The sequence below is a fragment of the Bradyrhizobium sp. S3.12.5 genome, assembly GCF_040548225.1.
In the GTDB taxonomy this organism is placed as follows: domain Bacteria; phylum Pseudomonadota; class Alphaproteobacteria; order Rhizobiales; family Xanthobacteraceae; genus Bradyrhizobium; species Bradyrhizobium cytisi.
This window is the reverse complement of sequence record NZ_JBEPRF010000001.1, coordinates 321,443-346,644: the sequence shown is the minus strand read 5'-3', so window position 1 is coordinate 346,644 and position 25,202 is coordinate 321,443. Positions and strand designations below refer to the sequence as shown.

At 64.0% G+C, this 25,202-nt stretch carries 25 protein-coding genes and 1 pseudogene; 11 read left to right on the top strand and 15 right to left on the bottom strand.

The genetic code is table 11. From position 1 onward, the window contains the following. Positions 1 to 104: 104 nt before the first annotated feature. The gene (locus ABIC09_RS01620) at positions 105 to 2,009 is read left to right on the top strand and encodes a sensor domain-containing diguanylate cyclase (RefSeq protein WP_354108197.1); all 1,905 of its coding nucleotides are present in this window, start codon (positions 105 to 107) and stop codon (positions 2,007 to 2,009) included. 52 nt (positions 2,010 to 2,061) lie between these two features. Here ABIC09_RS01620 and ABIC09_RS01615 read toward each other — a convergent pair whose 3' ends face one another. From ABIC09_RS01615 to ABIC09_RS01585, 7 genes are all read right to left on the bottom strand, one after another. After that, positions 2,062 to 3,306, bottom strand: coding sequence for an MFS transporter (locus ABIC09_RS01615; protein WP_354108196.1), 1,245 nt, complete (start codon positions 3,304 to 3,306; stop codon positions 2,062 to 2,064). A 64-nt stretch (positions 3,307 to 3,370) separates the two neighbouring features. Further along, on the bottom strand, positions 3,371 to 4,339 hold the full coding sequence (locus ABIC09_RS01610; protein WP_354086083.1) for an ABC transporter ATP-binding protein: 969 nt from the start codon (positions 4,337 to 4,339) through the stop codon (positions 3,371 to 3,373). Continuing rightward, on the bottom strand, positions 4,336 to 5,343 hold the full coding sequence (locus tag ABIC09_RS01605) for an ABC transporter ATP-binding protein (protein WP_354108195.1): 1,008 nt from the start codon (positions 5,341 to 5,343) through the stop codon (positions 4,336 to 4,338). The genes ABIC09_RS01610 and ABIC09_RS01605 overlap by 4 nt, the downstream gene beginning before the upstream one ends. Then, the gene (locus ABIC09_RS01600; RefSeq protein ID WP_354036920.1) at positions 5,343 to 6,260 is read right to left on the bottom strand and encodes an ABC transporter permease; all 918 of its coding nucleotides are present in this window, start codon (positions 6,258 to 6,260) and stop codon (positions 5,343 to 5,345) included. The genes ABIC09_RS01605 and ABIC09_RS01600 overlap by 1 nt, the downstream gene beginning before the upstream one ends. Beyond that, a complete protein-coding gene (locus ABIC09_RS01595) occupies positions 6,226 to 7,185 on the bottom strand; it encodes an ABC transporter permease (protein ID WP_148751661.1) in 960 nt (319 codons plus the stop codon). Before ABIC09_RS01595 ends, ABIC09_RS01600 begins: the two co-directional genes overlap by 35 nt. A gap of 29 nt (positions 7,186 to 7,214) precedes the next feature. Further along, positions 7,215 to 9,005 carry a peptide ABC transporter substrate-binding protein gene (locus ABIC09_RS01590; RefSeq protein ID WP_354108194.1) on the bottom strand — a complete coding sequence of 597 codons (1,791 nt, stop codon included), beginning with the start codon at positions 9,003 to 9,005 and terminating at the stop codon, positions 7,215 to 7,217. A gap of 261 nt (positions 9,006 to 9,266) precedes the next feature. Further along, complete coding sequence (locus ABIC09_RS01585; protein WP_354108193.1) at positions 9,267 to 10,685, bottom strand: M20 family metallopeptidase; 1,419 nt, start codon at positions 10,683 to 10,685, stop codon at positions 9,267 to 9,269. A 286-nt stretch (positions 10,686 to 10,971) separates the two neighbouring features. Here ABIC09_RS01585 and ABIC09_RS01580 point away from each other — a divergent pair, with 286 nt between their 5' ends. The 3 genes from ABIC09_RS01580 to ABIC09_RS01570 all read left to right on the top strand — a co-directional run bounded on the left by ABIC09_RS01580 (position 10,972) and on the right by ABIC09_RS01570 (position 13,324). Then, the gene (locus tag ABIC09_RS01580) at positions 10,972 to 11,943 is read left to right on the top strand and encodes a S1C family serine protease (RefSeq protein ID WP_148751658.1); all 972 of its coding nucleotides are present in this window, start codon (positions 10,972 to 10,974) and stop codon (positions 11,941 to 11,943) included. 20 nt (positions 11,944 to 11,963) lie between these two features. Continuing rightward, positions 11,964 to 13,031 (top strand): carboxylesterase family protein, encoded by a 1,068-nt coding sequence (locus ABIC09_RS01575; RefSeq protein ID WP_148751657.1) that lies wholly within the window; start codon positions 11,964 to 11,966, stop codon positions 13,029 to 13,031. Between the two features lie 86 nt (positions 13,032 to 13,117). Next, on the top strand, positions 13,118 to 13,324 hold the full coding sequence (locus ABIC09_RS01570) for a hypothetical protein (RefSeq protein WP_148751656.1): 207 nt from the start codon (positions 13,118 to 13,120) through the stop codon (positions 13,322 to 13,324). A gap of 82 nt (positions 13,325 to 13,406) precedes the next feature. Here the strand turns inward: ABIC09_RS01570 and ABIC09_RS01565 are convergent, their stop codons facing one another. The 4 genes and pseudogenes from ABIC09_RS01565 to ABIC09_RS01550 form a co-directional block, all read right to left on the bottom strand. Next, a complete protein-coding gene (locus ABIC09_RS01565) occupies positions 13,407 to 14,066 on the bottom strand; it encodes a DsbA family protein (RefSeq protein WP_354108192.1) in 660 nt (219 codons plus the stop codon). Between the two features lie 87 nt (positions 14,067 to 14,153). Next, on the bottom strand, positions 14,154 to 14,876 hold the full coding sequence (locus tag ABIC09_RS01560) for an LrgB family protein (RefSeq protein ID WP_354036914.1): 723 nt from the start codon (positions 14,874 to 14,876) through the stop codon (positions 14,154 to 14,156). Continuing rightward, positions 14,873 to 15,256: a CidA/LrgA family protein gene (locus ABIC09_RS01555; protein WP_148751652.1), complete on the bottom strand. Its 384-nt coding sequence runs from the start codon at positions 15,254 to 15,256 to the stop codon at positions 14,873 to 14,875. The genes ABIC09_RS01560 and ABIC09_RS01555 overlap by 4 nt, the downstream gene beginning before the upstream one ends. A 40-nt stretch (positions 15,257 to 15,296) precedes the next feature. Further along, positions 15,297 to 15,772, bottom strand: a pseudogene (locus ABIC09_RS01550) (PaaI family thioesterase). A 100-nt stretch (positions 15,773 to 15,872) separates the two neighbouring features. Between ABIC09_RS01550 and ABIC09_RS01545 the strand changes: the two are divergent. Continuing rightward, positions 15,873 to 16,421 carry a TetR/AcrR family transcriptional regulator gene (locus ABIC09_RS01545; RefSeq protein ID WP_148751649.1) on the top strand — a complete coding sequence of 183 codons (549 nt, stop codon included), beginning with the start codon at positions 15,873 to 15,875 and terminating at the stop codon, positions 16,419 to 16,421. Between the two features lie 46 nt (positions 16,422 to 16,467). Here the strand turns inward: ABIC09_RS01545 and ABIC09_RS01540 are convergent, their stop codons facing one another. Then, positions 16,468 to 16,965, bottom strand: a complete 498-nt coding sequence (locus ABIC09_RS01540; RefSeq protein ID WP_148751648.1) for a hypothetical protein — start codon at positions 16,963 to 16,965, stop codon at positions 16,468 to 16,470. A 186-nt stretch (positions 16,966 to 17,151) separates the two neighbouring features. Here ABIC09_RS01540 and ABIC09_RS01535 point away from each other — a divergent pair, with 186 nt between their 5' ends. Both ABIC09_RS01535 and ABIC09_RS01530 read left to right on the top strand, forming a co-directional pair. Next, entirely contained in the window at positions 17,152 to 17,427 is a 276-nt protein-coding gene (locus ABIC09_RS01535) for a PsiF family protein (protein WP_354036910.1), read from the top strand. Between the two features lie 100 nt (positions 17,428 to 17,527). Next, positions 17,528 to 18,613 carry an AbrB family transcriptional regulator gene (locus tag ABIC09_RS01530; RefSeq protein ID WP_148751645.1) on the top strand — a complete coding sequence of 362 codons (1,086 nt, stop codon included), beginning with the start codon at positions 17,528 to 17,530 and terminating at the stop codon, positions 18,611 to 18,613. On the opposite strand, the gene ABIC09_RS01525 is transcribed toward ABIC09_RS01530, so the two are convergent. Beyond that, positions 18,610 to 19,239, bottom strand: coding sequence for a pyridoxamine 5'-phosphate oxidase family protein (locus ABIC09_RS01525; RefSeq protein ID WP_354108191.1), 630 nt, complete (start codon positions 19,237 to 19,239; stop codon positions 18,610 to 18,612). The two genes, ABIC09_RS01530 and ABIC09_RS01525, sit on opposite strands and share 4 nt — an antisense overlap. 124 nt (positions 19,240 to 19,363) lie before the next feature. On the opposite strand from ABIC09_RS01525, the gene ABIC09_RS01520 reads away from it, so the two are divergent. Continuing rightward, positions 19,364 to 20,248, top strand: a complete 885-nt coding sequence (locus ABIC09_RS01520; protein ID WP_354108190.1) for a LysR family transcriptional regulator — start codon at positions 19,364 to 19,366, stop codon at positions 20,246 to 20,248. A gap of 3 nt (positions 20,249 to 20,251) precedes the next feature. Here the strand turns inward: ABIC09_RS01520 and ABIC09_RS01515 are convergent, their stop codons facing one another. Together ABIC09_RS01515 and pobA are read right to left on the bottom strand one after the other, a co-directional pair. Continuing rightward, on the bottom strand, positions 20,252 to 20,671 hold the full coding sequence (locus ABIC09_RS01515; protein ID WP_148751642.1) for a PaaI family thioesterase: 420 nt from the start codon (positions 20,669 to 20,671) through the stop codon (positions 20,252 to 20,254). Between the two features lie 173 nt (positions 20,672 to 20,844). Continuing rightward, a complete protein-coding gene (gene pobA, locus ABIC09_RS01510) occupies positions 20,845 to 22,014 on the bottom strand; it encodes a 4-hydroxybenzoate 3-monooxygenase (RefSeq protein WP_354108189.1) in 1,170 nt (389 codons plus the stop codon). 258 nt (positions 22,015 to 22,272) lie between these two features. Between pobA and ABIC09_RS01505 the strand changes: the two genes are divergently transcribed. From ABIC09_RS01505 to ABIC09_RS01495, 3 genes are all read left to right on the top strand, one after another. After that, positions 22,273 to 23,289: a TRAP transporter substrate-binding protein gene (locus ABIC09_RS01505; RefSeq protein WP_354108188.1), complete on the top strand. Its 1,017-nt coding sequence runs from the start codon at positions 22,273 to 22,275 to the stop codon at positions 23,287 to 23,289. A 74-nt stretch (positions 23,290 to 23,363) separates the two neighbouring features. Continuing rightward, the gene (locus ABIC09_RS01500) at positions 23,364 to 23,870 is read left to right on the top strand and encodes a TRAP transporter small permease (protein WP_148751638.1); all 507 of its coding nucleotides are present in this window, start codon (positions 23,364 to 23,366) and stop codon (positions 23,868 to 23,870) included. Between the two features lie 2 nt (positions 23,871 to 23,872). After that, the gene (locus tag ABIC09_RS01495; RefSeq protein WP_354108187.1) at positions 23,873 to 25,192 is read left to right on the top strand and encodes a TRAP transporter large permease; all 1,320 of its coding nucleotides are present in this window, start codon (positions 23,873 to 23,875) and stop codon (positions 25,190 to 25,192) included. The last annotated feature ends 10 nt before the right edge of the window (positions 25,193 to 25,202 follow it).

Genomic DNA, 25,202 nt, shown 5'->3' with positions numbered 1-25,202 from the left:
GACAACTCCCTCCGGTTGAGTACGGCCCCGCGCAATCATCACAGTTGTTGCAATGGGCCGTTAAGGCCAAAGTGAGAGGTTTGCACCGAATTGGAGCAAACCCGATGGTCACGAGCCGCGAACTCGGCAAGACCCACCTTCCGCTCTGGGCGGCGGGATTCGTTGCACTGATCTGCGTGACGATTTTGGGCTTGAGCGTCTGGCGCGAATGGGAAACGCGCGATGCGGAGCTCAGAAGCGCCGAGATCGACGTTACCAATCTGGCGCATTCGCTGATCCAGCACGCGGACGACACGTTCGAGCTCACCGATACGATCCTGGTCGGACTAGTCCACCGGCTCGAGCTCGACGGGACCGGCCCCGATACGATCACAAGGCTCCAGGCGTATTTGCCGACCCGCAAATCGTCGGAGCGCATTCGCGGCATCTTCGTCTATGACGAGACCGGCCGCTGGCTTGCCACCACTGAGCATGTCGATTTCTCCGGACTCAACAACAGCGACCGCGAATATTTTCAGCGTCATCGCGATTCGCGGGATCGCGACACGCTGATCGGGCGCCCCGTCAGGAGCCGCGCCGGCGGCCAGTGGATCATCACTGCGTCGCGCCGGATCAACCATCCCGACGGAAGCTTCGGCGGCGTCGCCCTGCTGACGATTGACGTCAGCTATTTCGTCAAGTTCTACGAACGCTTCGACCTCGGTCCGCACAGCTCGGCGTCGCTGCTGAACAACGACGGCATCATGTTGGCGCGCAGCCGCGACGAGAGCAGCGCCTTCGTCGGACGCGACCTGTCCAATGCTCCGTTGTTCAAGCAATGGAAAAGCCGTCCGGCTGCGGCGGTCTACTATTTCAAGTCGCCGCTGGATAACGTGCAGCGGCTGAGCTACTACCAGCGCAGCAGCCGCTATCCCCTGATGGTGCTGGCGAGCAAGTCGCAGGATGACGTGCTGGCCCCCTGGCGCCGCGCGGCGGGCGTACGCATGACCGTTGTCCTCTGCCTCGTCCTGCTGATCGCGGCGATCGGCTTCTATCTGGTCCGTCAGTTGTCGCAGCGGCAGCGCATGGCACAGGTCCTCGTCGCCAAGGAAGCAAATTTCCGCTTGCTGGCCGAGCAATCCAGCGACATGGTGACCCGGATCGGGCTGGATAACCGGCTGCTCTACGTCTCTCCCGCATGCGTGCGCATCACCGGCTGGCCCGCCGAGGAACTGCTGGGCACGTCGGCTCTGGCCGGCATCCACCCGGATGACATGGAACGGGTCGAGCAGGCCATCGCCGCGCTGAAGAACGGCGAAGCCGAGGAAGCGCGGTTCGTCTATCGCCAGCGCCATCGCGACAAGGGCGAGATCTGGGCCGAGGCGGCACTGCACGTGACGCTGGCGTCGGACACTGGCGAGATCGACGGCGTCGTCGCTGTCGTGCGCGATATGACCGAGCAGAAAGACCTTCAGGACAAGCTCGCCGCGCTTGCGACGACCGACGGCCTCACCGGGCTTGCCAACCGGCGCGCATTCGATGAACGCCTGGCCGACGAATGGGCGCGCGCCCGGCGCGATGGCACGCAGCTATCACTTCTGCTGATCGACCTCGATCATTTCAAGAAGTTCAACGACCATTACGGACATTTGGCCGGCGACGGGTGTCTGCGCGCGCTGGGCCGGATCCTATCCACACAGGCCAGGCGCCCGGCCGACCTCGCAGCGCGCTATGGCGGCGAGGAATTCGTCGTTCTGCTACCGAACACCGGCCCGGACGGCTGCGCCGAGGTCGGCGAAGGAGTCCGCCAGGCGCTGCACGATCTCGCCATGCCGCATGCGCAAAATCCGGCTTCCCGGCTGGTGACGGCCAGCGTCGGCGCCGCGACGAGTTTCCCGTCCCAGATCGCGACGGACTGCAGCACGCTGATCGCAGCTGCCGACCGCGCGCTCTACGCCGCCAAGGACAGCGGTCGTGACCGGCTCGTGATGGCGGGGCAGGTCGTCCCCTGGCGCGCCAAGAGCGCATGACGGGATCCACCGCGCTCCGGGCATGGCCAACGCGGGCGAACGGGCTGCGCCGTCAGGCGAGATCGACGCCGCGCCGCTCCGGGATGAGCGCGAGCAACGCCACGATGTCGATGAGGTAGAGCAGTGCAGGGCCTGCGATTGCGGTCGGGAAGCCGTAAGCGACACTGACGATGCCGACGACCAGCGGACCGAAGCCGGCAACGGCCCGACCGATGTTGAAGAAAACGTTCTGCGCAGTGGCGCGCGCCGCGGTCGGATAAAGCTCGCTCATCAGCGCGCCGTAGCCGCCGAGCATGCCGTTGACGAAGAAGCCCATCACGGCTCCGCCGATCAGCAGCGCGCCAGCACTCGTCAGCTGCGAATAGACCACCACCATGACGGCCGCGCCCAGCATGTAGGTCAGAAACGCCGCACGGCGGCCGAAGCGATCAGCCGCATGACCGAACAGGAAGATGCCGAGCGCCATGCCGGCGATGGTGACTGATGTCCAGAGCGCCGATTGTGTCAGGCCGTAGCCGAATCGCGTCGAGAGATAGTTCGGCAGCCAGATCATGATGCCGTAATAGCCGAAATTCTGCACCGAGCAGAGAATGATCATGCCGATGCCGATCCGGATCGTCTCCGCATCGGCGACGAGCGCGCGAAGTGACGAGCCGGTATTCGCCGCATTCGCCTTGTGCGCGATGAAGACGTCCGGTTCGTGCAGCTTGCGCCGGATGACGTAAGCGACCACCGCCGGAAACACGCCGAGTGCAAACATCCCGCGCCAGCCAATGATCGGCAACAGCACCGGCGTCACCAGCGCCGCCGTCAGCACGCCAAACTGCCAGCCAAGCCCGACATAGGACGTTGCCCGCGCCCGCTTGCTCGCGGGCCAGGCCTCGGCCACCAGGGCCATGCCAATGCCGAATTCGCCGCCGAGGCCGATGCCGGCGATGGCCCGGTAGGTCAGCAGGTCCCAATAGCCCTGGGCCAGCGCACACAGGCCGGTGAAAACCGCGAACAGGACGATGCTCCAGGTCAGAACCCGCACGCGGCCGACCCGGTCCGACAACATGCCAAAGACCAAGCCGCCAACGACCGCGCCGACCAGCGTTCCCGTCACCAGCGAGGCCGCCTGCGGCTGGGTGAAATGAAGGTCTTTCGAAATCGCCGTCAGCATGAAGCCGAGGATGAGGAGGTCGAACCCATCCATGGCATAGCCGAGCGCCGATCCCCACAGCGCCCTGCGCGCTTCCGCATCCGTCGCACGGTCCGTATCAACCGCGCCGAGAGTTACATCCTGTACCTGGCTCATGCGCTCCCCTACGCCGGCCGATCCCTTGGGATCAAGGCCTCCGACGACCTATGCACCGCGCACCTCAGGCCAGATGGCACGCCACGAAGTGCCCGCCTGCGCCTTCCTTCAGTTCCGGCGCGCTTTCCGCGCAGCGTGGCTGGGCAATCGGGCAACGGGTGTGGAAGTGACAGCCTGCCGGCGGCTTCATCGGGCTCGGCACGTCGCCCTTGAGACGGATGCGGTTGCGCTTGAGCTTGGGATCGGGCACCGGAACGGCGGAGAGCAGCGCCTTGGTGTAGGGATGCTGCGGATTGCGATAGAGGTCGCTCGCCTTCGCCAGCTCGACGATGCGGCCGAGATACATCACCGCGACGCGGTCCGAAATGTGCTCGACCACCGAAAGGTCGTGCGCGACGAAGAGATAGGTGAGGTTCAGCTCGGCCTGGAGATCTTCCAGGAGGTTGATGACCTGCGCCTGGATCGAGACGTCGAGCGCGGACACCGGCTCGTCGCAGACGATCAGCTTCGGTTCGACCGCGAGCGCACGCGCGATCACGATGCGCTGGCGCTGTCCGCCGGAGAATTCGTGCGGGTAGCGGCGCATGTGCTCGGCCTTGAGGCCGACCTTCACGAGCAGGCTTGCGACGCGATCCTCACGCTCCTTGGCCGACGACCCGAGCTTATGAATAACGAGGGCTTCGCCGAGAATGGCGCCGACCGTCATGCGCGGATTGAGCGAGGCGAACGGATCCTGGAACACGAGCTGCATGTTCCGCCGCATCGCGCGCAGGTCGTTGCCGCCTAGCTTGCCGACGTCCTGGCCGTCGAACACGACCTCACCATCGGTCGGCTCGATCAGGCGCAGCACGCAACGCCCGGTCGTCGACTTGCCGCAACCGGATTCGCCGACGAGACCGAGCGTCTCGCCGCGATTGACCGAGAACGACACGCCGTCGACCGCATAGACGGTGCCGACCTGGCGCGACAACAGCCCGCCAAGCACGGGGAAATATTTCTTCAGGCCGCTGACGCGGAGCAGGGGTTCGCTCATGCCAGTGCTCCTGCCGCGTCTTCCAACTGCACATCTCCCAGATGGCAAGCCATGCGATGGCCGGGCGCGATCTGGCGCAGCAGCGGCTCCTTCTCGGTGCAGACGTCCATGGCAAACTTGCAGCGCGGCGCGAAGCGGCAGCCGACCGGCGGATTGATCAGGATCGGCACCGAGCCGCCGATCGCCTCGAGCCGCGTCTTGTGCTCGCTGTCGAGATCGATGCGCGGGATCGAGCGGATCAGGCCCTGCGTGTAGGGATGGCGCGGATCGGCGAAGAGAGCGTCGACATCCGCCTCCTCCACCACCTTGCCGGCATACATCACGACGACACGCTGCGCCGTCTCGGCGACGACACCCATGGCGTGGGTGATCAGCATCACCGCCATGCCGAAGCGCTCCTTCATGTCCTGGAGCAGGTCGAGGATCTGCGCTTGGATGGTGACGTCGAGCGCGGTGGTCGGCTCGTCGGCGATGATCAGCTTGGGCTTGCAGGCCAGCGCCATCGCGATCATCACGCGCTGGCGCATGCCGCCTGAGAACTGGTGCGGATAGTTGTGCACGCGGCCTTCGGCGTTGGGGATCTGGACCAGCTTCAGCATCTCGATGGTGCGCTCGAGTGCCTGTTTCCTGGTGACGTTCTCGTGGCGGCGCAGGCTCTCGGCGATCTGCTCGCCGACCGTCAACACCGGATTGAGCGAGGTCATCGGCTCCTGGAAGATGAAGCCGATCTCCTTGGCCCGGATCTCGTCGAGCTGGTTGCTCGTCAGCGGCACCAGATCGCGGCCCTCGAAGATGATCTCGCCGGCCGCGATGCGGCCCGGCGGCATCGCGATCAGCTTCAGGATCGACATCGCGGTGACGGTCTTGCCGCAACCGGACTCGCCGACGACGCAGAGCGTCTCGCCCCTGTTGATGGTGATGTCGACGCCATCGACGGCCTGCAGGATGCCGTCGTCGGTGGAGAAGTGGGTCTTGAGACCTTTGATCTCGAGCAGCGGCGCCATCAGATCACCCGTCGCGCATCGAGCGCGTCACGCAGACCGTCGCCGATGAAGTTGATGGCGACCACCGCGATGAAGATCGCGCCGCCCGGAAACAAGGCCCAGTGCGGGCCGATGTCGAGGAAGTCCTTGGCATCGTACAGCAGCCGGCCCCAGGTCGGGGTATCCGGCGGAAAGCCGAGGCCGAGGAAGGACAGCGTCGATTCCGCGATGATCGCGGCGGCAACGTCGATGGTGCCGGCGATGATCACCGGACCAAGCGCATTGGGCAGGATGTGCTTCACCACCTGCCGCACCGGGCTCGCACCGAGTGCACGCGCGGCCTCGACGAACTCCTTCTCGCGGATCGACAGGAACTGCGCACGCACCAGGCGCGCCACCGGCATCCAGCGCAAACCGCCGATCACGAGGACGATCAGGATGAAGATGCCGCCCTCGGGGCCGAACACCTGCTTCAACCCGTCGCGGAACAGATAAATCAGCAGCAGGAGCAGCGGCAGCTGCGGCAGCGACAGAAAGAGGTCGGTGAGCCACATCAATCCGTGCCCGAGCGCGCCGCGCGACATGCCGGCGAGCGCGCCGACCAGCGTGCCGATGAACACCGACACCAGCATCGCGGCGAGCCCAACCGCGAGCGAGATGCGGCCGCCATAAATCATGCGCGCCAGAATATCCTGACCGAGATCGTCGGTGCCGAACGGATGAGCCAGCGACGGGCCTTGCATGCCCGCCACGATATCGATGTCGTTGATCGAAACACGCCAGATGAAGGGACCGATCACCACCGCAAGAATCAGGATGAGAAGCAGAAACGCGCTGACGACGGCGAGCTTGTGCCGGCTGAAGCGCCGCCACGTCTCGCGCCAGGGCGAGTAGACGCCCCGCTCAGCGGAGGGAGATGCGAGGGTCAAGCCAGCCATACAGCACATCCGCGATGAGATTGAAGAGCACCACCAGACAGGCGAACACGAAGGTCACGGCCATCACGACCGGGGTGTCATTGGAGAGAATGGAGGAGATCAGCAGCGAGCCGATGCCGGGAATGCGGAATATCTGCTCGGTGACGATGGCGCCGCCAAACACCGCAGGCATCTGCAGCGCGATCAGCGTGACCACCGGAATCATGGCGTTGCGCATCACATGCTTGACGATGACATTGGCCTGCCCGAGGCCCTTGGCGCGCGCCGTGGTGACGTAGTCGAGCCGGATCACGTCGAGCATCGCCGAGCGCACGAAGCGCGTCATCGACGCTGCCTGAAACAGCCCCAGCACCGCCACCGGCATGATCGCCTGCCGGATCATTTCGAGCACATAATGGATGCCCGTGGCCTTGATGTCGGTGGTGTAGACGAAGGGCAGCCAATCCAGCGTGACCGAGAAGATCAGGATGAACAGGATGCCGGTGAAGAAGGTCGGCAGCGAGAAGCCGACGAAAGCGAGCGTGTTCGCGATCTGGTCGAACAGCGAATAGGGCTTCGTCGCCGCATAAACGCCGACGGGAATCGCAATCAGCAGCGCCAGGATCTGCGCCGAGCCGATCACATAGAGCGTGGCCGGCAGGCGCTGGAGGATGAGCGTGTCCACGTTCATCCGGCTGACAAAGGAGAAGCCCCAGTCGCCGTGCAGCATGGCGTTGAGCCAGTGCAAATAGCGGAGATAGATCGGATCGTCGAGGCCGAACCTGGCCCGAAGCGCCTGTTGCACTTCGGGCGGCACGTTCGGATTGGTCGCAAGCTCGCTGAAGGGGTCGCCTGGCGCGAGCGCCAGGACGACGAACAGCACGAGCGAGATTCCGAGCAGGCTCGGAATCGCGATCATCAGACGACGCAGGACGTATTGACTCATGCGCGAATAATCCGCCTCAACGTCCGTCCTCAGCCCTCTCGGTACCAGTCCTGGAGATTGTCGGTTTGGTTGGCCCAGCCTGACAGCGCCGGACGAAGCGTGTTGCTCGCAGCCTCCACCGCGAGACGGTGCATCACGGGAATGACGACGGTGTCCTGCCACATCAGATCATTGCACTTGATGTAGAGCGCAGCTCGCTTGACCGGATCGGTCTCGGTGTCGGCGGCGTCGACCGCGGCATCGAAATCCTTGTTGACCCAGCGCGGGAAGTTCTGCCCCTGCCACTTGTTCTCCTTTGTGGCCAGGTTGCGCGAATGGTAGCGGCGCATATGGAGGCCCGGATCGGGCTGCGTCATCGGGATCTGGAACATCTCGATATCGGCGTAGAACTTGGAATAGGTGTCGGGGTTGGCGACGTCGGAGGAGAAGAACACCGAGGCCACGACCGATTTCAGCTCGACGTCGATGCCGGCCTTCTGGCAGGCTTGCTTGACGATCGCCTGGGTCTTCTGGCGCGGGCCGTTGATCGAGGTCTGGTAGACGAACTTCAGCTTCTTGCCGTCCTTCTCGCGGATGCCGTCGGCGCCGGCCTTCCATCCGGCCTTCTCGAGCAGCGAGATTGCCTTCTCGACGCTGAACTCCCATTTGGTGTTCTTGGACACGAAGTCGTCGGGACCGTTGAGATAGTTCGCGGTGGCGCGGCCTGCGCGGCCGTAGATCGCCTTCTTGATCGAGTCGCGATCGACCAGCAGCGCGAGCGCCTGGCGCACCGCGGGGTCCGACAGGGTCGGATGCTTGGTCTTCAACGACGAACGCTCGCCGTCGACCTCGGTGTTGGGATCGGTGAAGTTGATGGCGATGAACTCGATGTCGCCGCCGACGGCGTAGAGCGTCTTGCCCTTGCCGCCCTTCTCCAGGCGCAGCAGGACCTCGTCCTCCACCTGCATGTTCCAGGCGAAATCATATTCGCCGGTCTGAATCACGGCACGCGCCGCAGAGACCGCATCACCGCCGCCCTTCATTTCGATGCTGTCGAAGAACGGCCGGTTGGCCATGTGGTAGTCCGGATTGATCTCGCCGCGCACCAGATCGCCCGGCTTGAACTCGACGAACTTGTAGGGACCGGTGCCGACCGGCTTCAGATTGTTCGGGGCCTCGCGCGACTTGCCGCCCTTGTATTCGGCGAACAGATGTTTCGGGATGATGCAGCCATAGGCACCGACGAAGGCGTTGGCCCAGAACGGCGTCGGATTCTTGAACGTGATGCGGATGGTGAGGTCGTCGATCTTCTCGACAGTGAGGTCGCTATAGGGACCGCTCGAAACCGCCGCAGTGGCGGGGTCGCTGGCATATTCCCAATTGAACACGAGGTCGTCGGCCGTGACGGGCTTGCCGTCGTGCCATTTCACGCCGGGCTTGAGCTTCCAGATCACGGTCTTCGCATCGGCGGACAGGCCGCCATTCTTGATCGACGGGATTTCGGCGGCAAGGATCGGATTGAGGTGGCCGTCGACGTCCCAGCTTGCGAGCGGCTCATAGAAGAGACGCGAACCGTCCTGATCCTTGGTGCCGGTGGCGAAATGCGGATTGAGCAGCGTCGGTCCCTGCCACCACAGCAGCTTGAGCGGGCCACCGCCGCCGCGCTTGGTTGGAGGATAGGGAGACGGGCTCTGGGCCATGGCGACGCCGCCGATGGCGAGGATCTGGTTTGCCAGGGGCGCGGTGAGGCCGACGGCAGCGAGGCGCTGGATGAAGGCACGGCGATCCATCCGCCCGTCCTTCACGTCACCGATCATCGAACGCAGTTCTTTATCCAGCATGGTTGTCCCCCGTCTGGTTCCCGTATGGATGCAGGCGGCCGCGGGGCGGCCGCCGGGTTTTGGCTGGCGGTAGATGGCACACTGAATAGGCCGCGCGTCAACTGCGACCGTGTGTGTGCAAACGGTCTTCTGGCTGTCTGTTGAGCAAAACTTCCTTCCGCAGCCCAAGGGTTCGGCATTCCCGCGTCAAAATCCGCCGGAAACCAAGTTGCACTGCGAAAAGTTTGTTCGCGAGATCAGACGAAGTATCGAGACGGAATTCTACGCCACGGACATATCGAGCGGCGGCGCGACGTGGTCCGGTAGCGGGCAGACATAAGGCGTCTTGGTCGTCCGCTTCGTGAGATCGGCCTTCGCAGCCTTGATCAGTTCCGGTTCTGTCAACGCCTTGATGCCGAGGCCAGCCATGGCCTTGGCCGCCTGCACCATGGCCTTGTGGGCATGCGGGCTCTTGCCCTGCGCGACCACCTGCCAGGTGTGGAACGGCGTGCCGATTGCAACCGTTGGTGCGTGAACCTGCACGGTCGGCACTACCCAGCTCACATCGCCGACATCCGTCGAGCCGACCAGCGGGTTGCGCTTGGCGTCGAGCGGCACCAGGAAGTCCGCCAGCGGCCGATCGGTCGGCTCCATGCCGATCGCGTAATAGATGGACGCAATGTCCTTGTCGGTCAGCGTCGCGCGGATCTGGCTCGCGAAACTCTTGTCCGCATCGTCGAAATGCGGCGGTCCGAGCTCTTCCATGACACGGTGCAGCGCGTGCTCCAGCGGCGTATTCGGCAGGATGTTGGAGACCGCGGAGATGATCTTCATCTCCATCTTGGTCTCGGTCATAAGAGCCGCACCCTGGGCAATCTTGTTCACGCGCCCGACCAGCTCGTTCATGCCGGGGAGATCACGGGCGCGAATGGAATAGCGCACGCGGGCATGCGCCTGCACCACGTTGGGCGCAATGCCGCCAGTGTCGAGCAGCGCGTAATGCACGCGTGCATCGCTGGGCATGTGCTCGCGCATGTAGTTCACGCCGACATTCATCAGCTCCACCGCGTCGAGCGCGGAGCGGCCGAGATGGGGCGAAGCCGCGGCATGCGATGTGCGGCCGGTGAAGATGAAGTCGGCGCGGGTGTTGGCAAGCGACGGCGTCACCGCGACTTCCCAGAAACTATGCGGATGCCAGGTGATGGCGATGTCGGCATCCTCGAACGCGCCGGAGCGCACCATGAAGGCCTTGGCCGCGCCGCCCTCTTCCGCCGGGCAGCCGTAATAGCGCACGCGGCCGGGCACCTTGTTCTCGGCGAGCCAGTCCTTGACGGCCGTGGCGGCGAGCAGCGCCGCGGAACCGAGCAGATTGTGACCGCAGCCATGGCCGTGACCGCCGGTCTCGACCGGACGGTGCTCGGCAACGCCGGCCTCCTGGCTGAGGCCCGGCAGCGCGTCATATTCGCCCATGAAGGCGATGACCGGACCGCCCTCGCCCCATTCGCCCATCACAGCAGTCGGAATGCCCGCCACCTTCTCTGTGATACGGAAACCCTGGTGGCGCAGCTCAGTGAGATGCTCGGCGGCGGAACGCGCTTCGGTGTAGCAGACTTCGGGCATGCCCCAGACCTTGTCGCTGAGGTCGATGAAACGTCCCTTGATCGTGTCGATGCCACGCCAGATGTCGCTGCGATTGTCCATGGTTTGGTCCGTGATCTCTTGGTCAAACGAAGCCGCAATGGTTAGCAGCTTCATTGAACTCCGCCTAGCATCCCGCGGGACACCAGCCATGCGACTGATGCCGGATTAGGCGGCTGTCGGCCGAATTCGGGCGAACAATTTCTGTCATCTTCGGAAATCGGCGGCGCGGCATCTGGAATAGTTGCCGTCAAGTCTTTCAAGACGGCCTCCTCCGGCCTAAATTATGCTTGCTTCGTGCGTCGTTCCGCTGCCACGGCGGAGCGATGCTCTCAGCCAGGAGAACTCCATGCCCGCCTTGACCGAATGGAGAGTGCCGCCGGCCAATCAACCGCGTGCGAGCGATTACGGCTTCGATCTCGACCGTGCGCTCGCCTCCGTCATTGGCCTGCACGCCATCATCCCGCCGGATGCCTTCAGCGCCGAAACGCTCGGTACCGAGCGCGCCGGCAACGGCGTCGTCATCGACGACGGGCTGGTGCTCACCATCGGCTATCTCATTACCGAAGCGGAATCCGTCTGGCTTCACCTCGGCGACGGGCGCGTGGTGGAGGGACATGTGCTCGGCTTCGATGCCGTCACCGGCTTCGGCCTGGTACAGGCGCTCGGCCGGCTCGACATCGAGCCGCTGCCGCTCGGCTCGTCGGCGGAGACCCGGCTCGGCGACCGCGTTGTGGTCGGTGGCGCCGGGGGACGGACGAGATCGGTCGCAAGCCAGATCGTCGCCAAGCAGGAATTCGCCGGCTACTGGGAGTATCTGCTCGACGAGGCCTTGTTCACCTATCCCGCCCATCCGAATTGGGGTGGCACCGGACTGATCAACGCGCGCGGCGAGCTGATCGGCATCGGCTCGCTCCAGCTCGAGCGAGAACGCGACGGCAAGGCCGAGCACGTCAACATGATCGTACCGATCGACCTGTTGAAGCCGATCCTCGATGATCTCCGCAAGTTCGGCCGCGTCAACAAGCCGGCACGGCCCTGGCTTGGACTCTATTCGACCGAGATCGACAACCGCGTGGTGGTGATCGGGATCTCCGCCAACAGTCCCGCCGCGCGCGCGGAACTCAAGACCGACGACATCATTCTTGCGGTGGATGGCGACAAGGTCACGAGCCAAACGGCGTTCTACAAGAAGATGTGGAGTCTCGGCGCCGCCGGCGTCGACGTGCCGCTCACCGTGCATCATGAAGGCGTCACCTTCGACGTCACCGTGACGTCGACCGACCGCTTCAAGCTTCTGAAAGCGCCGAAGCTGCACTGATCCGAGCAAGGGAAGCGGCAATGACCGAGGCCGTGGTGGACGACATCGTGGCCATGCTGCCGCCGTTGCTCAACGCGCTGGAGGCGCTCGGCTTCTTCCAGCGGCATCTGCATCCGCCGGCCTTCGCCACCGTGATGAACGCCATCGGCGCGCCGGACGATGCGCTTCGGTCGGCACATGCAGCAATCGGCGCGTGGCCGGAGCAATTCGCCGGACTGCGCGAGCGGCTCGATCGTGCCTGCAACGAGACGCTCGCCGCCTTCGCCGCCATCCGCGATGTCGAGCGCGGCAACGGCGATCTCGTCGCGGTGTTCCGCGCGTTGCGCCATGTGCCGCGCGCACAGGAGGCGCTGTATCCGCTATCGCTGCAATTTCCGCCAGTGAGCAACTTCTTCCTCAACAGCGCCAGTCGCGAGAATGGTGAGCTGCTGGCGCGGCTGGAAGTCGGCGCCAGCGAGGACACCGGCATCTTTCACGATCACAACGAGCCCGGCAGCCGCGGCGGCTTCTCGGTCTATGTTCCCGAATATTACACGCCCGATCGCAGCTGGCCTCTGGTGATGGCGCTGCATGGCGGCAGCGGCAACGGACGCGGCTTTCTGTGGAGCTGGTTGCGCGATGCCCGCAGTCTTGGCGCGATCCTGGTGGCGCCGACAGCGACCGGCTCGACCTGGGCGCTGACGGGCGACGACGGCGACACGCCCAATCTCATGCGCATCCTCGAAACCGTGCGCGGTCGCTGGAGCATCGACGCCTCGCGCCTGCTGCTGACCGGCATGAGCGACGGCGGCACCTTCAGCTATGTCAGCGGTCTCGACGGTGCTTCGCCATTCACCCACCTCGCGCCGGTGTCGGCGACCTTCCATCCGCTGATGGCGGAGATCACCGACGCCACGCGACTACGGGGCCTGCCGATCTTCATCACCCACGGCAAGCTCGACTGGATGTTTCCGGTGCAGACCGCACGGCAGACGCAAGCGGCACTCACCGCCGCCGGCGCCGATGTCACATACCGCGAGATCGACGACCTCAGTCATACCTATCCGCGCGAGATCAACGCTGAGCTGCTGCAATGGCTGAACGGGTGATGAACGAAGCGTCCTTAACCGCGCCGCACTGTCGCGGAACCATCACTCCGGGCCCGACGTTATCCGCCCGACACCGGAGGTTCGCCATGCAGACTTTTTTCGGAATGATTTTGGGTGCGCTGCTGCTCGGCTGCGGCGTGTATGTCTATGACTCCATGCAGACGTCGTCAGTCGCCAATGGCGAGGTCGCGACTGCCAATCGCACCATCGTGAACTGGGATGTCGCGAAGGCCGACTGGGACGCGCTACGCGACCGCGCGCACAAGGACTGGGTCAGGATCTCGTCGAAGTAATCTCGATCGACCGAATATGAACAAGGCGCCGTCGCGATCCGCGGCGGCGCCTTTGTGCTGGCTGCGATCGGCCGCTTGCGCGTCAGTTCATCTTGGCTTTGCGGGCGTCGGCGATGACCTGCTCGAACTCGGCCATGCTGAGCACACCAGGCACGCGGTACTTGCCGACAATGAAGGACGGCGTGCCGCGGAAGCCAAAGGCTTCAGCCTGGTCGTTGTTGCGCTTGAGGATCGCGTCGATGTCCTTGGAGCGCGCGATGAGGTCGCGCTTGAGGCGGTCCATGTCGACGCCGGCGGCCGCGAGCAACTCGTTGATGCGCGACTCGGTCAGGCGCGAGCTGACGCCCATTATGGCGTCATGGGCCTGGTGGTATTTGTCCTGGAATTTCGCGGCGAGCGCGATCCGGGCAGCCGTCACCGAGACGGGCCCGAGGATCGGCCAGTCTTTCAAGACCAGCCTGACCTTGCCGTCGTCCTGGATGACCTGGCGCAATTCGGGCTCGAGCTTTCGGCAATAGGGACAATTGTAGTCGGACCACTCGATGATGCTGATGTTGCCATCGGGATTGCCGGCAACGGGCACGTCCGGATCGCGCAGCACCTTGGCTTCGGTGAGCACTTCGTCATCACCAGTGCCTGCGCGCGCCAAGGTCATACCGCCAGCCGCGAAAGTGCCTGCCCCGATCAGCGTCAGCGCCGCGCGGCGGCTCAGCCCAAGGCCCTTAGTCCTGAATCCAGCCATATCTCGTCCCGTTTCGGTCCCATCACCGCAATTACGGCTCCGGACCGGGAAGTGTTACGCCCCATATAGAGTGTGGCGAGGACGATGTCATCGCACCAGCAGGGTCACCACCATGGGGACCAGGAACGAGGTCACCAGAGCATTGAGGCTCATGGCGATGCCGGAGAAGACGCCGGCGATCTCGTCGACCTGGAACGCGCGTGCCGTACCTATGCCGTGCGCGGCAAGGCCGGCAGCAAAGCCGCGGGCGCGGAAATCGGTCACGCCGGTGCGGTTCATGAGCGGCGAAACAATGATCGCGCCCATGATGCCGGTGAGGATGACCGCAACCGCCGCCAGCGAAGGATCCGCGTGCAGGGATTCGGCGATGCCCATGGCAACGCCGGCGGTGACCGATTTCGGCGCCAGCGACAGCACCACGTCGCGCGGCAGGCCGGCAAATTCGGCCAGCAACACGACCGACACCACGGCCGTCACCGAACCTGCAACCAGCGCCACCAGCATTGGCACGATGGAGCTAACCACCCGCTTGCGGTTCTCGTAGAGCGGCACGGCGAGTGCGACGGTGGCGGGCCCAAGCAGGAAGTGTACGAATTGGGCGCCGGCGAAATAGGTGGTGTAGGACGTACCGGTCGCGAGCAGGAACGCGCCGATGATCCACATCGCATGCAGCACGGGATTGGCAAGCGGATGGCGTCGCGTCGCCAGCGACACCGCATCCGTGGTCGCATAGACCAACAGCGTCACCGTCAGCCAGAGCAGCGGAGATTGCGAGAGATAGACCCAGAGCGAGAACGGATTGTCCTTCATCGGGCGTCCTGTTGCTTCAACAGGCGGCTGATCAGGCGGAAGGTCAGGACGGTCGCGAGCAAGGTGAGGACCACCGAGAGCGCGAGCACCAGGACGATCGCGATGCCGTGGGAGGCGAGCAGATCAAGCTTCTGCACGACACCGACGCCGGCGGGCACGAACAGCAGCGACAGATGAGCCAGCAGGCCCTTGCTTGCGGTCTCCACGCCGTCGTTTCGCAGCGGTCCGCGCGCGAGCCGTGCAAAGCGGTCGCGTGCGAGCAGCAGCACGAGAAGCAGCACCAGGCCAAGCACGGGTCCCGGCAGCGGCAGGGCGAGGCCGCGGACCACGGCCTCGCCGATCAATTGGCAGAGCAGAATGAGGCTGAGACTCGCAAGCATGACGCATCAAGGAATGCGTCGCACGGCTTGTCAATTGTCGCTAAGCCCGGGACGCGCGCGGTTCGTGCGAAGCTGCAATACGGGGCAGCATCGCCATCAGCGTTCCGGTCATGGTGGCGATCAGCGTGGTTTTGCCCTCGTGCTCTGCAAACGCCTTCGCCTCACAGAAAGTCAAGGTACGGCCAGGCTTGACCACCTCGGCCTTGAACACAAATCGCTCGCCGCGGGCAGGGGCGAGCAGCGTGGTCTTGAACTCGACCGTGAGGATATCGGCTTCGGACGGCATCAGCGTGAAGGCGGCGACGCCACAGGCGTTGTCGAGCCCCGCAGTGATGATACCGGCATGGACAAAACCGTTCTGCTGCGTGAATTCAGGCGAATGCAGCATGGCCAGCTCAACCTCGCCCGGCGCGAAGCGGACGATCACGATACCGAGTGTGCGCATCGCCGGCTGCCCTCGAACATCGCGACCGCCGCCGCACGATAGCCAGGATTTTTCGGCTCGAACGCAGCCATGGCATTTCCCAGCCGTTTTTGATTGTTGATACGGTAGCGGATCAGACACGGGACGCGTTAGCAATACGGCACCGTATCAAGAACCGGTGAGGCTTCCTTCATGAACGACGGCAAGAGCGATGTCTGGGTCGAGGCAGGGTTTACCGAGCTCGCCCGCGCTGGTGTCGAGGGGGTGCGGGTCGAAGTGCTCGCCAAGAATTTGGGCGTTACCAAAGGCGGCTTCTACCGCCGCTTCGCCGACCGCGCGGCGCTGCTCGAGGCCATGCTGATGCACTGGCGCGAGGGACGCTCGGCATCAATTGCACAGCAGACCAGCCTGGATGGGCAAGAGCCCCGCGAGCGGCTGAGGGCGGTGATCCAGCTCTATTCCGAGCGGCTCAATCCGGAGGGCATGGCGGTCGAGCTCGCGATCCGGCAGTGGGCCCGCTCCGACGAGAGCGCTGCGGCGGCGGTGGCGAGCGTGGATGCGGCGCGGCTCAGGCACGTTGCCGAGCTCTATCGCGCGACCGGCCTCGAGGCCGAGGAGGCCGAGGCGCAGGCTTTCCTGTTCTATTGCTTCATCTTCGGCCAAAGCCTCTTGTTCGTCGAGCGTGGCCCGCGCAAGCGGTCACAGCTCGTGGCGAAATCGGCCGAGAAACTGTTGGACTAAGCAAAATGGCCGGAGCTTTGCTCCGGCCATCGCATCACATCGAAGCTCAGGCGGCGCCCTTCAGCTTCTTGTTGCATTCGCTGTAGTAGCCGCCGCCCTTCTCGATCCACTTCATGCCGCCATTGCCGTTGGTGGTCTTGTTGGCGTTGTACTGGTCGACGCAGGTATGGAGGCGGGCCTTGCCGGCGCTCTCCTTGGCGTATTTTGCATCGACCGCGTTCGGGAAGATCGCAGGGCCGGCCGGTAGGGTCGGCGCCGGAGCAGCAGCGGGGGCTGCCTCCTTCTTGGCCTGCTTCGGCTCGGCAGCAGGCGGAGGCGCAGCCGGGGCGGCCGCGGTCGGCGCGGCCGCGGGCGTTGCATCGGCGCCGCACTGGGCCTTGCGGAAGTCATTCCACTTCATGGTGCCGAGCGAGCCGTCCTTCTTGGCGGCCTGATATTTCGCGCTGCACTCTTGCGACGTCAGCGCCTGCGCCGGCGCGCTCACCATCAGCGCGGCAACGCCCGACACCGCAATCGCACACAACAATTTGGCTTGAATAGTCATCCTTGGTCTCCCTCAGGAAAGCAAAACGAGGACTGCTATCCTAGCGTGCTCCGGACATCCGACAAGGAAGTGACGCTGCTCGGCGCTAAAATATAGTGATCGCGCCGTACAGGGTTATTCATGTGGCGTTCAGCAAGGCGGGCCGACGTTCGCGCTCCTCCGCAACTCTCGCAAGAAGAGCCCATCATGACCCTCGCCTCCCGTCTCGCCGTCGTCGCGATCGCCTCCCTGTTCGCCACCGGCACTGCCTTCGCGCAGACCGCCGCGCCGGCCGCAAAGACCGATGCCGCCACCACCACCGACAAGAAGGCGCCGAAGGAGCATTCGGCCGAATCGCTCGAATGCTCCAAGCAGGCAGACGCCAAGGGCCTGCACGGCAAGGAGCGCAAGAAATTCCGCTCCGATTGCATCAAGACCGCCAAGGGCGGCATGGCCGCGCCGGCAGCCGCCGACAAGAAGTAAATCCATCACAATCCTCCCTTCGCCCCTGGCGAGAGGCGCACGCATTGCGGCATGACGAGCCTGCAATTGTGCGCCTCTCGCCGATTTGCCATAAGACGGCGTGAAGCAAATCACCGCATCCCTGTCGTTCGAGTGGCCGAGCCGTGCCAAGGTTTTGAGCACTGCGGAGACGCTTGTCATCGGTGCCGCCGGCGGTCTGGCCTTCCTGGCCGCGGGCCTTCCGGGCGGGTTGATCTCGGGCTCGATGATCGCAGTCGGGATCGCTGCGATTGCCGGACGCCAGCTTTCGGTGCCGCCACTCCTGACCCAGACCGTGCTGGTGCTGCTCGGCATTTCGCTCGGCTCGGTGGTTTCGCGCCATCTGATCCAGCAGGTCAGCGCCTACCCTCTCACCATCGGGCTGTTGGCGCTCGCGACCTTCTGCTCGACCTTCGGCTCGAGCTATTACCTCCAGCGGATTCATGGCTGGGACCGCACCTCTGCCTTCCTCGCCGGCAGCCCGGGCGCGCTGTCACAGATCACGATATTGGCGGTCGAGCGCGGGGCCGACCTGCCGGGCATCGCAGTGGTGCAGACCATGCGCGTGATCATCCTCACCGCAGCACTGCCGATGGTGCTGGCGATCGCCGGTGTCGCACCCTCCGTGGCACCCTCGCTGACGACGGCGATTGCCTCGCCGCTCGATCTTCTGGAATTGGTCGCCGCTTCGCTGGCGGCATCGCTCGTGCTGCGGCTGATCAAGTTTCCGGCGAGCTGGATGTTCGGCGCGATGATCGGCTCCAGCGTGCTGCATGGTGCGGGCTGGGTCGAGGGCGGCCTGCCGAACTGGGTGCGCGGCGTCGCGCTGGTCGGCATCGGCGCGCTGATCGGCAGTCGCTTTGCCCGGATGCGAATCAAGACCCTCACCGGCCACATCAACGCCGCCCTAGGCTCGTTCGCCGTGGCGATCGCCGTCTCCTCGATCTTCGTCGGCATCATCGCACTCACCACGCAGGTGAAATTCTCCGACGTCGTCGTTGCGTTTGCGCCCGGCGCGATGGACGCGATGCTGGCGCTGGCGCTGACGCTGCACATCGACCCGATCTTCGTCGGCGCTCATCACCTCTCGCGCTTCGTGTTCGTGACGATCGCGACGCCGGGCATCGTGCACCTGTTCGGCCGCACGCAGGACGACGTCGACGATTAGCTCTCCTCTGCCGTTGCCCGCCCCTTCAGCGCCGCAACCTGCGCCTCGAGCTCTGCAATCCGCTGGTCTCTCGCAGCCAATGCCGCCGCGACGTCCGCCGCGTCGAACTTCTGCGGAATGTGCTGCGGGCAGTTGGTGTCCCAGGCCGCGATCTTGAACACGATCACCTGCTCGGGCCGGGCGCGATAACCCTTCGGCATCAGCACGTCCCTCAGCGCATCGTCATCCTCGACCACCCGCGCCTCCCCCCAGATCTTCACCCGGCGGCGATGGGCGTAGTCCATCACGAAGATGTAGGCCTTGGCATTCTCGGAGAGATTGCCTTGGGTCAGGTATTGCTGATTGCCGGCATAATCGGCGAAGGCGAGCGTCTGCTTGTCCAGCACCTTGAGAAACCCCTTCGGGCCGCCGCGGTGCTGGATATAGGGCTGGCCGTCAGCCGACGCGGTGGCAAAATAGAAGCTGTTGGCATCGGCCAGGAAGGCCTCGAGGTTTTCATCGACCTCGGTGCGCCAGCCGCGCTGCTCGACGCGGCCATAGGCCTCGCGGGAGCCCTTGCGCGTCTGGATCGCCTTGACCGCATGGGTAAAGGCGACGTCGCTAGCATAGGTGTGGGCTGCGGTCATGGAAACATCTCCTGAAAATTCCGGCGCATCTCCGCGTCTTTCCGACACTAAAAATGGCTCCTCCGGCGTTCAAAACAATCAGCCTGCTTGACACTTCATCGTTGCAATATATGCAATAATGCCCATGGACCACCTCGAAGCCATGCATGTCTTCGTCACCGTTGCCGATCTGCGCGGCTTTGCGCCCGCGGCGCGCAAGCTGCGGCTATCGCCCTCGGCGGTGACGCGGCTGATCGCGGCGCTGGAGGATCATCTTGGCGCAAGGTTGCTGCAACGGACCACGCGGCAAGTGACGCTGACCGACGTCGGCACTCGCTATCTGGAGCGCGCCCGGCGAATCCTTGCCGATGTCGAGGAAGCCGACGGCTCGGCGCGGCAAGAGCGCAACCGCCCGAGCGGACGTCTGGTGGTATCGGCCCCGGTCGGCTTCGGCCGGCTGCATGTCGCGCCGGTCATGACCGACTATCTCAAGCGCTATCCCGAGGTTGCCTGCGAACTCAGGCTCTCGGATAATCTCGTCAACCTCGTCGAGGACGCTGTCGATGCGGCCGTCCGCATCGGCCATCTCGCGGACTCCTCACTGGTTGCGCGCCAGGTCGGCGAGATGCGGCGGATCGTCGTGGCCACGCCCGGCTATCTGAAGCGCCATGGCGAGCCGAAAACGCCGGAGGCGCTGACCGAGCATCAGACCATCCGGTTCGGTCCCACGACGGCGTGGCGCTTTGCGCATGACGGCCGCGACATCGAGGTGACGCCATCCCCCCGCTTCATCAGCAACAGCGCCGACGCCGCCCTGCAATATGCCGAGGTCGGCGGCGGCATCACGCGTGTGCTGGCCTATCAGGCTGCCGAGGGCCTGAAGCGCGGGCGGTTGAAAATCGTGCTGGCGAAGTACGAGCAGCCGGCGCTGCCGATCCACATCGTCTACCCGACCTCGCGCCTCCTCTCGGCCAAGGTGCGCGCGTTCATCGATCTCGTGGTGGAGACGACGGCGTGGAGGTTTGGATAGATCTTAGGCCTTCTTCGGCACCACCCGGAATGTCCCGCTGGCCCGCGCGATCACGACGCCGTCGGCTTTGATCAGGCACTGCGCGAAGCAGATCGTCTTACCCGTCTTGATGACATCGCTCTCGATCGAACACCATTGGCCGATCTCGGCGGAGCCGACGAAATCGATCGACAGCGAGACCGTCACGAACGAGGTGGTCCAGTTCGTCACCTGCGCGCAGCTGTAGCCCATGGCATTGTCGGCGAGCGCGGCAATCAGGCCGCCATGGATCAAGCCACGGCCGTTGGTGTGCGGCCTTGCCAGACGAAGGCCGATAATGACGGCCTTGTCGGTTTTCTTCGCGTAGAGCGGCTTCCACGGTTCTGTGAGCGGGCTCTCGCGGGACAACGGCTCAAAGCCGTCGGGGATGGCGCTGTCGGTCATGCGTGTCTCGCGTCCGTTGGTGGATTGCCGCCATTGAACGCGATGTGGATGACAGTTTCACCGCCTACAAAGTTTTAAACGAGATTTGCGTGGGTGTTTGAAATGATGCTCGTCGTCGCGAGCGAAGATCCTGTAGGGTGGGCAAAGCGAAGCGTGCCCACCGTCTCCGCCGCCTAAAACGGCAATCCCACATAATTCTCCGACAGCGACGTCATCGCGGCCTGCGACTGCGTGACGTAATCGAGCTCGGCGAGCTGGATGCGCGCGCCGATGGTGCCGGTGTCGGGGAATTTGTGCAGCATCGAGGTCATCCACCAGGAGAAGCGCACGGCCTTCCAGACGCGCGCAAGCGCCTTGGCGGAATAAGCATCAATGCCGGCGCTGGATTTCTCCTCGTAAAATTCGTGGAGCGCGCTCGACAGATAATGCGCATCGCTTGCCGCCAGGTTCAGCCCCTTGGCGCCCGTCGGTGGCACGATGTGGGCGGCATCGCCGCACAGGAACATCCTGCCGAAGCGCATCGGCTCGGCGACGAAGCTGCGCAGCGGCGCGATGCTCTTCTCGATCGAGGGGCCTGTGACGAGGCTCTCAGCGGCCTCCTGGTCGAGCCGGCGCTTCAATTCGTCCCAGAAGCGATCGTCCGGCCATTGATCGACATGGTCGTCGAGCGAACATTGCAGGTAATGCCGGCTGCGTTTCATCGAGCGCATGGTGCAGAGCGCAAAGCCCCGTGCATGGTTGGAATAGATCAGCTCGTGGCTGACCGGCGGCGTCTCGGACAAAATGCCGAGCCAGCCGAACGGATAGACCCGCTCGAACTCCTCGATCGCCGAGGCCGGGACACTGGCGCGGCTGACACCGTGAAAGCCGTCGCAACCGGCGATGAAGTCGCAATCGAGCGTGTGGGTGACGCCGTCCTTGACCCAGGTTACGCGCGGGTGACTTCCGTCGAAATCGTGCGGCTGCACATCCCTGGCTTCGTAGACGGTAGTAAGACCGGCGGCGTTCCGCGCATTCATCAGGTCGAGCGTGACTTCGGTCTGGCCGTAGATCATGACCGTCTTGCCGGTCGCGCCCTTCATGTCGATGCGATGACGGCGGCCGGCGAAGGCGAGCTCGATGCCTTCATGCACCAGGCCTTCGGCATGCGCCCGCGCGCCGGCGCCGATCTGGTCGAGCAGCCCGACAGTTCCCCCCTCCAGGAGGCCGGCGCGGATGCGGCCGAGCACGTAATCCGGGCTTTGCCGCTCCAGAATGAAATTGTCGATGCCGTATCGATGCAGAAGTTGCCCAAGCAACAATCCTGCCGGCCCGGCCCCGATGATTGCGACTTTTGTCCGCAATACTTGCTCCTTCCGATCCTGTAGGCTTTGGTCGCGGCGCGCTTGTCGCGGTCGTCCACGCGCGATAATTATATCACATAACGGTTGGGCAAAAGGGGGAGTGCTTGTCGCCGCTAACGGCGAGAAATCCATGCAATATGGCTGACGTAAATGACGCGGCGGCAGTTCCGGCTTGAACGCGCCAGCCAATTAGATAACATGTTAATTAATGAGGCTGGGCCAGCGCAGCCCGCCGTCGAAAAGAGGGAGACACGACCGATGAGGAAAGCCTGTCTGGCTTTGCTGCTGGCAGCAAGCGTGACGCCTGCGTTCGCGCAGGACAAGACCTTCGACCTGAAGATCTCGCATTGGGTGCCGGCCTCGCATCCGCTGCAGAAATCGCTGGAAGACTGGGCGGCCGCGATCGAGAAGGACTCAGGCGGCACCATCAAGGGCAAGGTGTTTCCGGCCCAGCAGCTCGGCAAGGCTTTTGACCATTACGACATGGCGCGCGACGGCATTGCCGACGTCACCTACGTCAATCCCGGCTACCAGCCCGGCCGCTTTCCGATCGTCGGTGCCGGCGAATTGCCGTTCCTGATCTCGGACGCCAAGGGCGGCTCGATGGGGCTTGACGCCTGGTACCGCAAATATGCCGAGAAGGAGATGAAGGACGTCAAATACTGCCTCGCCTTCGTCCACTCGCCCTCCTCCTTCCACTCCCGCACCAAGAAGATCGTGATGCCGGAGGACGTGAAGGGCATGAAGATCCGCCCGGCTCACGCCACCATGGCGAACTTCGTCACCGCGCTCGGCGGCACCAACGTGCAATCGTCGGCACCTGAAGTGCGCGACATCATCGAGCGCGGCGTCGCCGACGGCGTGACGTTCCCCTGGGGCTCGCTGGTGCTGTTCGGCATCGACAAGGTGACGAAGTACCATATGGAGGCCCCGCTCTACACGACGACCTTCGTGTTCGTGATGAACAAGGACAAGTACGACGCAATGTCCGACAAGCAGAAGGCCGCGATCGACAAGAACTGCTCGACCGAGATGGCGGGCGTTGTCGGCGAGCACTGGGGCAAGTTCGAGGATGCCGGCATCGACAAGGTGAAGGCGGAAGAAGGTCACGAGGTCTACAAACTGACGCCGGACCAGACCGCCGCCTGGAAGAAGGCGGCCGAGCCGCTGGTCAAGACCTGGGGGGATGGCGCCAAGAAGGCCGGCATCGATCCTGACACTGCGCTGACGGATTTGAAGGCCTCGCTGAAGAAATACAACGCGCTGGCGGAGTAGTTTTCACCGAAACAGAAGCTGCGGCGGGAATCCTTCCGCTGCCGCTTTACTGCAAATTTGAGGACCCTCCACCCATGAAGCGCTGGATGGATCGCGTCATCGACTCGATCGAATGGATCGCTGCCGCGTTCGTCGGCATCGTCGCGCTCGACATCTTCCTGTCGGTGCTGCTGCGCAACACACTGAACTATTCGATTCCCGACAGTTTCGACATCGGCCGCATGCTGCTTGGCATCCTCATTTTCTGGGGCATCGCCGCGACCTCCTATCGCGGCACGCACATCACGGTCGACCTGGTCTGGGGCAATGTCGGCCCGCGCTACCAGCGCTGGATCGACGTGTTCGCGACGTTGGTGCTGCTGTTCGTGGTCACGGTTCAGACGTGGACATTGTTCGACAAGGTCCGCGGCACCTACAAGGACAACGTCCAGACCTTCGACATGCACATGCCGACATGGCCGTTCTTCGCGATCGCCTGGATCGGCGACGTCTCGGCCGTGCTGCTGATCGCGATCCGCACTTACCGATTGATCTTCCATCCCGAAGACATGCACGACCCCAAGCTGAAGGCGACGGAGTAATCATGAGCACCGATGCCGTCGCCGTTCTCGGCTTCGTTTCCCTGTTCGCGCTGATGCTGCTGCGCGTGCCCGTCGGCATGGCGATGGGCCTCGTCGGCGTCTCCGGCTTCTCCTATATGGTCGGCGCAACGCCGGCGCTGAAGCTGGTCGGCCAGACCTCGATGCGCACGGTCACCGACTACACTTTCGGTGTCATCCCGATGTTTCTGCTGATGGGCTCCTTCGTCAGCAATTCCGGCATGAGCCGCGAGTTGTTCCGCGCCGCCAACGGCTTTGTCGGGCACTTGCGCGGCGGCCTCGGCATTGCCACCGTCGGCGCCTGCGGCGGCTTTGCCGCGATCTGCGGCTCGTCCGTCGCAACCGCCGCGACGTTCTCCGCGGTCGCCTACCCCGAGATGCGCCGCTTCGGCTATCCGCAGTCCTTTGCTACCGGCGTGATCGCGGCCGGCGGCACGCTGGGTGCGATGCTGCCGCCCTCCACCGTGCTCGCGGTTTACGGCATCATCACCGAGCAGGACATCGGAAAACTCTTCATCGCCGGCATCATTCCGGGCCTGCTGGCGATGACCATGTACATGATCACGATCTTCCTGATCGGCTATTTCCGCCCCGACTTCCTGCCCAAGGGCAAAGTGCTGCCCTGGCGCGAGCGCTTTGCCGGCCTGAAGGACATCTGGGCGCCGGTGCTGTTGTTCGTGTTCGTGATCGGCGGCCTTTACGGCCTGCCGTTCCTGCCGCGCTTCACGCCGACCGAAGCCGGCGGCGTCGGGGCCACGGGTGCCTTCATCATCGGCGTGGTCACGGGACGGCTCGACCGTGAGAAGGTGCTGGCCTCGCTGCTCCAGGCGACGCGCACGGCAGCGGCCGTGTTCACCGTGCTGATCGGCGCGCTGATCTTCGGCTATTTCCTCACGGTGACGCAGACGCCGCAAAAGGTGACGGAATTTCTCACCGGGCTGGGCTTAGGGCCCTACGGCGTGCTGGCGCTGATCATGGTGATGTATCTCGTGCTCGGCTGCCTGATGGATGCCATGGCGATGATCATCCTGACCGTGCCGATCATCTTCCCGGTCATCACGCATCTCGGCTTCGATCCGATCTGGTTCGGCGTCATCATCGTCATGACCGTCGAGCTCGGCCTGATCCATCCGCCGGTCGGCATGAACGTCTTTGTCATCAAGAGCGTGGTGAAGGACGTCTCCTTCTCCACCATCTTCAAGGGCGTGATCCCGTTCGTGGCGACCGACTTGGTCCGATTGGTGATTTTGATCGCGTTCCCGTTGCTGGCGACCTGGTTGCCGACGCGCATGATGGCGCATTGAAGGGTAAGCG

What these genes read in the sequence shown, in the direction of transcription:
- ABIC09_RS01565 (WP_354108192.1), bottom strand. Translation starts at nt 14,066, where the DNA reads ATGGCTGGATTCAGGACTAAGGGCCTTGGGCTGAGCCGCCGCGCGGCG.
- ABIC09_RS01535 (WP_354036910.1), top strand. Translation starts at nt 17,152, where the DNA reads ATGACCCTCGCCTCCCGTCTCGCCGTCGTCGCGATCGCCTCCCTGTTC.
- ABIC09_RS01515 (WP_148751642.1), bottom strand. Translation starts at nt 20,671, where the DNA reads ATGACCGACAGCGCCATCCCCGACGGCTTTGAGCCGTTGTCCCGCGAG.
- ABIC09_RS01600 (WP_354036920.1), bottom strand. Translation starts at nt 6,260, where the DNA reads ATGGCTGGCTTGACCCTCGCATCTCCCTCCGCTGAGCGGGGCGTCTAC.
- ABIC09_RS01605 (WP_354108195.1), bottom strand. Translation starts at nt 5,343, where the DNA reads ATGGCGCCGCTGCTCGAGATCAAAGGTCTCAAGACCCACTTCTCCACC.
- ABIC09_RS01555 (WP_148751652.1), bottom strand. Translation starts at nt 15,256, where the DNA reads ATGCTTGCGAGTCTCAGCCTCATTCTGCTCTGCCAATTGATCGGCGAG.
- ABIC09_RS01545 (WP_148751649.1), top strand. Translation starts at nt 15,873, where the DNA reads ATGAACGACGGCAAGAGCGATGTCTGGGTCGAGGCAGGGTTTACCGAG.
- ABIC09_RS01495 (WP_354108187.1), top strand. Translation starts at nt 23,873, where the DNA reads ATGAGCACCGATGCCGTCGCCGTTCTCGGCTTCGTTTCCCTGTTCGCG.
- ABIC09_RS01570 (WP_148751656.1), top strand. Translation starts at nt 13,118, where the DNA reads ATGCAGACTTTTTTCGGAATGATTTTGGGTGCGCTGCTGCTCGGCTGC.
- ABIC09_RS01585 (WP_354108193.1), bottom strand. Translation starts at nt 10,685, where the DNA reads ATGGACAATCGCAGCGACATCTGGCGTGGCATCGACACGATCAAGGGA.
- ABIC09_RS01575 (WP_148751657.1), top strand. Translation starts at nt 11,964, where the DNA reads ATGACCGAGGCCGTGGTGGACGACATCGTGGCCATGCTGCCGCCGTTG.
- ABIC09_RS01620 (WP_354108197.1), top strand. Translation starts at nt 105, where the DNA reads ATGGTCACGAGCCGCGAACTCGGCAAGACCCACCTTCCGCTCTGGGCG.
- ABIC09_RS01595 (WP_148751661.1), bottom strand. Translation starts at nt 7,185, where the DNA reads ATGAGTCAATACGTCCTGCGTCGTCTGATGATCGCGATTCCGAGCCTG.
- ABIC09_RS01580 (WP_148751658.1), top strand. Translation starts at nt 10,972, where the DNA reads ATGCCCGCCTTGACCGAATGGAGAGTGCCGCCGGCCAATCAACCGCGT.
- ABIC09_RS01505 (WP_354108188.1), top strand. Translation starts at nt 22,273, where the DNA reads ATGAGGAAAGCCTGTCTGGCTTTGCTGCTGGCAGCAAGCGTGACGCCT.
- ABIC09_RS01615 (WP_354108196.1), bottom strand. Translation starts at nt 3,306, where the DNA reads ATGAGCCAGGTACAGGATGTAACTCTCGGCGCGGTTGATACGGACCGT.
- ABIC09_RS01590 (WP_354108194.1), bottom strand. Translation starts at nt 9,005, where the DNA reads ATGCTGGATAAAGAACTGCGTTCGATGATCGGTGACGTGAAGGACGGG.
- ABIC09_RS01525 (WP_354108191.1), bottom strand. Translation starts at nt 19,239, where the DNA reads ATGACCGCAGCCCACACCTATGCTAGCGACGTCGCCTTTACCCATGCG.
- ABIC09_RS01500 (WP_148751638.1), top strand. Translation starts at nt 23,364, where the DNA reads ATGAAGCGCTGGATGGATCGCGTCATCGACTCGATCGAATGGATCGCT.
- ABIC09_RS01540 (WP_148751648.1), bottom strand. Translation starts at nt 16,965, where the DNA reads ATGACTATTCAAGCCAAATTGTTGTGTGCGATTGCGGTGTCGGGCGTT.
- ABIC09_RS01610 (WP_354086083.1), bottom strand. Translation starts at nt 4,339, where the DNA reads ATGAGCGAACCCCTGCTCCGCGTCAGCGGCCTGAAGAAATATTTCCCC.
- ABIC09_RS01560 (WP_354036914.1), bottom strand. Translation starts at nt 14,876, where the DNA reads ATGAAGGACAATCCGTTCTCGCTCTGGGTCTATCTCTCGCAATCTCCG.
- ABIC09_RS01520 (WP_354108190.1), top strand. Translation starts at nt 19,364, where the DNA reads ATGGACCACCTCGAAGCCATGCATGTCTTCGTCACCGTTGCCGATCTG.